Raw genomic sequence first — 6,086 nt, forward strand, 5'->3', positions numbered from 1 at the left:
ATCCGCTTCTTGGCCCCACGCAGCTCAGCAGACTCCGCGATCGTCGGGCCGGGTCGAGCACCGTCCTCGATGTCGGCCTTCTTCATCCAGTTCGACAAACAGCCCTCGGAAATCCCGAAGTCCTTCGCGATCTGCTTCAACAGAGCCTCGCCCTTACGGGCAACAGCCACGACATCGTCGCAAAACTCCTTGGGATACGGCTTCGGCATGACAGTGATCCTTCCAGCGAGGACGAATCCTCACAGGTCAGGTGTCAACCAAACTCTGGGCAGTCCCATCTTGCAGGTCGTTGATGCCGCGTCCCGGCCGCTGCGGCTGATCCTGGGCGATGGTTTTCCAGGGGTCGAGGCCGAGTACCTGGAGCGGATCGAGACTTGGAGGACCTGGCAGCCGGTCTCCCTTGCGGCCTTGTGACCCGCGAGAAAGACACGGCGGCACAGCCGTAGCCCGGTCGTTTTCGACTGGAGCGTGCGTGATGCCGGATGGTCTCACCGGGGCCAGCGGCTTGCCCGTGAGCGCTCCCGACACCGGCCAGCCGCAGGGTTAAGACCGCGATATTGGGCTTGCCTGACGCTTCCGTGGGTGCTTGAGAGCGCCTGACGGGCGACACGCCGTTCCCCGCGGCTGGGATGGCAGCGACCCGGTCCGCCCGCACTGACCCGGCCCCGTTCGACCGCTGAGATCAAGGTGGGCGGGAACTGTCAGCGGAGGCCCGGTCACCGCCACACCCTAGTCACGTGGGCGCAGCCCTAGTGGGATGACTCGCTCTGCTCTCGGCACACGGCACCCCATTGAATGAAGTCGATCAATGAGGAAGCTGGACATCGAAGTCGGCTACCGGCTGGCACGTCCTCACTGGCAGGTTCGAAGCCTCGCGTACGCGCACTCTCAGATGCACTCCCTACAAAGTATTGACCGTGGTCAAGAGGCCTCAGGAGGTCCCGGTCCCGCTGTCGATATGGAGAAGTGTCCTTGACGCCGCAACATCAGCTCGCCTAAGGTAACTTTACATCTTCTAGATTAACTTGCCTTCGGGGCACGATCGAAAACGGGTTGGCCGCATCACGTTCGGACCAGACGCACGGGAGTGTCGCATTGAAGATCGCCGTGATCACAGGCGCCGGCCAGGGGATCGGTCTTGCCATTGCCAGAAGGATTGAGAAGGACGGCTACCACGTCGTCGCACTTGACCGGGTCGCACAGACAGCGGAGCGGACGGCCGAGTTGGTTGACGGCACTGCCTGCGTCGTCGACGTCTCGGACGACGAGTCGGTGGGCCAATGCGCAGCCATGCTCCGCGACACGTTCGGGTCGGTAGACGTACTCGTCAACAACGCTGGCTACTGGCGACACGAGACCTTTGAGGAAGGCACCGAGGACGGGGCGCACGACATCTTCGACGTGAACGTCCTCGGAGCCTGGCGTATCGCGCGGCACCTGCTGCCGCTGTTCAACCCAGGCGGCGCCATCGTGAACGTGACGTCGATCGCCGTGAACTGCCCGCCGTTCGACCTGGGTCTCTATCCCGCCACGAAAGCCGCGCTCCTCGGTCTGACCCGTCAACTGGCGGTCCAGCTCGGGCCCAAGGGAATCCGGGTCAATGCGGTGGCGCCGGGGCTCATTCGCACGCCAGGCTCCGCGAAGGCCTATCAGGACGGCGCCCGCAATCGCCTCCTGGCCACCCTTCCGATACCTCGCGCCGGGGAGCCCGAGGACATCGCAGACGTCGTAAGTTTCCTGGTCGGGCAGGACGCGCGCTACATCACCGGCGAGGAAATCCGTGTCGACGGCGGACTCTTGCTCGTGGGAGCGGGCGACCGACGTGTCCATGGATGAAGCCAGGGACGACGGGTCATCCACACCGCCAGTGGCTGCTTCTCGGGCAGCCACCGACCACGTTCGAGCAGTCACACTTCGCGAGGGTCGACGGGGCCCGTGCCGTCGGACTTGTGTGAGGGCAAGGTTCGCCCGCGGGTGTCGGTGGTCCGTTGCCCTCCGGTCTCGGTCCGGGATTCGATGAACGCCGAGGTCAGCGAGGTCACCGGCGCGATGGCTCCGGGCACCCCGATCGCCGGGCCGGCCGTGGGGCTGGTGGCGGCCCCGCGGAGCGAGCCCGTCCCGTTTCGACGCCCCGGTCAGCGGGTGACGCGGTGAAGCGGGTGACAAGAAGTTGGGCTGCCTGGCCGAAGTGACAGAACCAGACAGAGGTCCCTTGCGGGATCCGAACACCGAACGAAGGGAACGACAAAAATGACCTACGCGACAGCCTCCTACTGGTCCGCACCCCGGCCCGAGGACGTCGAGGAGTTCGAGAGCTACTACACCGAGTCCCGCGTCCCGGCCCCCCCGCGGACCCCGGGTGCCACCTGTGGTGAGCGGCTTCGGTACTCCAGCCGACGCGAAGATGAGCGCCGCAGCGCCGCAGCCGAGCGCCGGCTCATACACGTGCGCGGAGTCAGCGGATGAACGACCTCACAGGCAAGGTCATTCTCGTCACGGGAGCGGCCAGCGGAATTGGGGCGGCCACATGCTTCAAGCTGCGCGACCTCGGCGCGACGGTGAGCGGCTGCGACCTCTCCCTGGTACCGCTGAAGACGGAGAGCCGGTTCGAAGGTCTCCGAATGGAGACCGTCGACGTTCGGGACCCTGAGCAGGTCCAGGCGTTCGTCGACCTGGTCGTCGAGCGACACGAGCGGATCGACGCGGTGGTCAACTGCGCCGGGGTGGCCCCCACCTCCTACACGACACTGATGACGCATGAGACCACTCATCACGACTGGGATCAGCAGATCGGCGTCAACCTGACGGGAACGTACACGGTCTCACGGGCGGCACTTCCCGCGCTGCTCGTGCAGGGTGGGGCGATCGTCAACATCTCCAGCATCATGGGCCTGATCGCGACCGCGGGTGCCTCGGCGTACACCGCGTCCAAAGCCGGCGTTCTCGGGCTCACCCGGTCGATGGCCGTTGAATATGCGACGTCTGGCGTTCGCGTGAACGCTGTGTGCCCCGGCTACATCGACACCCCCATGGTGCACACGGGTCTGAGCCGCAGCGATGACCCGGCTGCCGCGCTCCGCTTGTTGGAGCTGCTCCATCCGATGGGCCGCTTGGGCGAGCCGAGCGAGATCGCCGACGTCGTGGCGTGGCTGGTGTCGGACTCCGCCAGCTTCGTGACGGGAGCGACCATCCCCGTGGACGGCGGCTATACAGCCATCTGATGCAGGTTGCGCGGGAACTGCCACCTCATGTCAGCACCGGAAGGCGCGCCCACCACGCGCGCCCGTGGCAACTCAGCACCACCCACTACGCACGCAATCGTGATGAGCCAACGCAGCTGCGTGAGTGGGGCCAGTTCGAGCCAGGTTCCCAGTTTTCGATCGGGCCCGTGAACGCCAGGGCCCTCGGCGCCACGCTCCACGGTTACTGAACGAGATGAGGCGAATGTGCTCGCGACTTTCAGAACATCCGCTGACCCTAACGTGGCCATCGCGTGACGGCCACAGCCCCCTTGACCGTGATCGACATCGATGGCGTCGCTGCGCAGGCGGTGGCTGCCGACATCGATCGGGGTGGGGTTCACGCCACGACATTCGCGACCGCCGTGACGTCAAGCGAGTCCGTGGGCGACCTCGTGGAGAGTGCCGTCGAGGCGTATGGCGACCTGCCGGTGGTCATCACCCATGCGCGCGGCGGCGGCGGCCTCCACGCTGGACAGCCCTGAGACGTCGAGCAGGAGCGGGTTCCAGGGCCCGGGGGCCCGGGCCTCCATCGTCATCGGCTCCACTACCGTACGGCGCGATCCACCAAGCAGGAGTTCACAAGGGGAGGGTCCATGAAGCAATCGATCGAGAACTACTTTCGTTTCCTCAATGCTGAGCAGTGGGACGACCTGGGCGCCTTGTTCGCCGTCGACGGCACCGTCAACTTCTCGACCGAGAGCGTGACTGGACGCGATGAGGTGACAGCGGCGTACCGGCGGCGGGTTCCGAGCCGATACCCGCACCACGTGGCAACACCACGCACGATCGCCGACAACATTGATTACGGTTTCGCGCTCCTCGACCTGGTCGTCGTCACGCCTGCCGGGCGGGAGGTGACCTTCGCCGTTGTCGACGTCTTCAGGTTCGAGGACGGCAAGATCACCAATCTTGACATCATCTACGACCGCACCGCCACCAGCGCCAACTGAGTCTGTCACCACCTCGGGCCAAGGGCAGCACCGAAACAGGCTGCCGCCCACGTGTCAGGTCAGCCCGTTGGTCTGGCTCGAGCTACCCGACCCGCCCTGTCAGCTGGGGGTGGGGCGATACCGCTCACCTGGCTCGATTCAATCGGTCGTCGCAACGGTGAGTTCGGAGTCTTGCACATGCGATGCGTAGATCTCGGCGGGTGTCTTCCATCCATGTCGCTTGCGGGGCCGACCGTTGAGGCGCTCAGCGACGGCGTGTAGGTCAACTGCACTGTGGATGTCCAGGTTGCTGCTCTTCGGGAAGTACTGACGGAGCAGGCCGTTTGTGTTCTCGTTGCTTCCGCGTTGCCAGGGGCTGCCCGGCAAGGCGAAGAAGACGCCGCCCTCGATGCGGCGTTCGCTGACCTGGGACCAAGGCGCGGAGATGGCCGAACATGCCACGATCACCACCGTCCTCGGCGACGGCTGGGACGCCATCGTGGCTGCCACGGCTGGGCACACGTTCTTGGCGGTGTGATCCACCGGCAGATGGACGAGTTGTACGAGGCCGCTGGTGCGCTCAACCAGGGTCCCGATCGCGGTGACGTTGTAGGCGCCGGTGATCAGGTCACCTTCCCAGTGGCCAGCCACCACCCGGTCCTCAACCTCCTCGGGGCGCTCATCGATGAGTCTGCCCGGGTCGATGTAGCGCGTGGTCCGGGCGTCTTTGCGGCGGTGCGGCTGACGCAGCGTCCGTCCGGTACGTAGCTTCTTGGCCAGGTCACGGCGCAGCGCACCGCGATGAGGCAGGTACAAGCCCAGATAGATCGTCTCGGGGCTGACCGTGTGATCGGTGTGGTGGACGCTGAGGTAGCCACTGATCTGCTCCGGGCTCCATTCCAGCTCGAGCTTGGCTTGGACGAAGTCGTGCAGCCACACATCTGCGGCGAGCTTCGAGCGTCGTTGACGCCGTGCCAGCTCTGTGGCGTGTTGATGCGCGGCGCCGGCATCGTAACCACCACCACCCCCACCGTCCCCGCGGCTTCGTCCTCTGGTGTCGGGCAGTGTGGGGCGGTTGAGCTCGCGACTGATCGTGGAAGGGCTGCGGCCCAGACGCCGAGCGATCTCGCGAACCCCTACGTCCTGGGCGGTGAGCGTCTGGATCCGCTCGCGCTCGAACAGCGAGAGGTAACGACCTTGCACGGGCTCGCTGCCGCTGCGGTCGTGTCGGATCCCGCCGTTCTCACGGCGCCACCGCAGACCGGTCCGGCGACCGATCCCGACCTGTCGACACGCATCGACAGTGCCTGTCCCTGAGGCCAGTAAATCCCAGTACAACCGTTCCTTCTCCAAGTTGCGCTTACGTCCTCGACGAGCCATCTCGACACACTCCATGGGCTGAGTGTTGCGACGATGACTAGAACCCAAGCAGCACCAGGGGGTCAGGATTCACCCGGCAGCGACATGAGGACCAGATCGTCGTGTCGCGTCATACGGAACCCCAACCCATTCACCGTGCCACCGACAAGGGCCGTTACGACCATTCCGATGCCGACGCCGCCCCAATTCGGTTTCGCCTCGGTTGACGCGCTCGCCGAGTGCCTCACACCACGTCGGCGGGTGCCTCACACCACCCACAAGCCGCGTGCTGACGCGTCCGCGGACACCTTTCGACGGCAACGTTTGCGGACACGGTGCGGACACGTGCCTCACCACAACGGAAAGAGACCGCTTCCGGAATTCTCCGGAAACGGTCTCTGACCTGGGGTTTTACCTTTGTAGCGGGGGCAGGATTTGAACCTGCGACCTCTGGACCTACGGTGTGCGAGCTTTCCCGATCTGACATCTTTGACCGCTCTTGCCGACGTGTGCCTTGACCTGCGCAGACGCGAACGACCAGAGGACTGGTCCCCCG

7 protein-coding genes and 1 pseudogene are annotated in these 6,086 nt (G+C 65.2%); 6 read left to right on the top strand and 2 right to left on the bottom strand.

Going from position 1 to position 6,086, the window contains the following annotated elements; all coding sequences use genetic code 11:
• Positions 1-209, bottom strand: a pseudogene (locus H7290_RS18100) (IS3 family transposase); the annotation flags it as partial.
• An 886-nt stretch (positions 210-1,095) separates the two neighbouring features.
• On the opposite strand from H7290_RS18100, the gene H7290_RS18105 reads away from it, so the two are divergent.
• From H7290_RS18105 to H7290_RS18130, 6 genes are all read left to right on the top strand, one after another.
• Positions 1,096-1,836 (top strand): SDR family oxidoreductase, encoded by a 741-nt coding sequence (locus H7290_RS18105; protein ID WP_290515413.1) that lies wholly within the window; start codon positions 1,096-1,098, stop codon positions 1,834-1,836.
• Positions 1,837-2,016: 180 nt separating this feature from the next.
• Positions 2,017-2,154, top strand: coding sequence for a hypothetical protein (locus H7290_RS18110; protein ID WP_290515414.1), 138 nt, complete (start codon positions 2,017-2,019; stop codon positions 2,152-2,154).
• Positions 2,155-2,250: 96 nt separating this feature from the next.
• On the top strand, positions 2,251-2,466 hold the full coding sequence (locus H7290_RS18115; protein ID WP_290515415.1) for a hypothetical protein: 216 nt from the start codon (positions 2,251-2,253) through the stop codon (positions 2,464-2,466).
• Complete coding sequence (locus H7290_RS18120; protein WP_290515416.1) at positions 2,463-3,221, top strand: SDR family NAD(P)-dependent oxidoreductase; 759 nt, start codon at positions 2,463-2,465, stop codon at positions 3,219-3,221. Before H7290_RS18115 ends, H7290_RS18120 begins: the two co-directional genes overlap by 4 nt.
• Before the next feature lie 272 nt (positions 3,222-3,493).
• Positions 3,494-3,724: a hypothetical protein gene (locus H7290_RS18125; RefSeq protein ID WP_290515417.1), complete on the top strand. Its 231-nt coding sequence runs from the start codon at positions 3,494-3,496 to the stop codon at positions 3,722-3,724.
• A 111-nt stretch (positions 3,725-3,835) separates the two neighbouring features.
• Positions 3,836-4,192: a nuclear transport factor 2 family protein gene (locus tag H7290_RS18130; protein WP_290515418.1), complete on the top strand. Its 357-nt coding sequence runs from the start codon at positions 3,836-3,838 to the stop codon at positions 4,190-4,192.
• A gap of 138 nt (positions 4,193-4,330) precedes the next feature.
• Here H7290_RS18130 and H7290_RS18135 read toward each other — a convergent pair whose 3' ends face one another.
• A complete protein-coding gene (locus H7290_RS18135) occupies positions 4,331-5,374 on the bottom strand; it encodes an IS30 family transposase (protein WP_290515419.1) in 1,044 nt (347 codons plus the stop codon).
• Between the last annotated feature and the right edge of the window lie 712 nt (positions 5,375-6,086).

The organism is Aeromicrobium sp. (genome assembly GCF_014378035.1).
In the GTDB taxonomy this organism is placed as follows: Bacteria; Actinomycetota; Actinomycetes; order Propionibacteriales; family Nocardioidaceae; genus Aeromicrobium.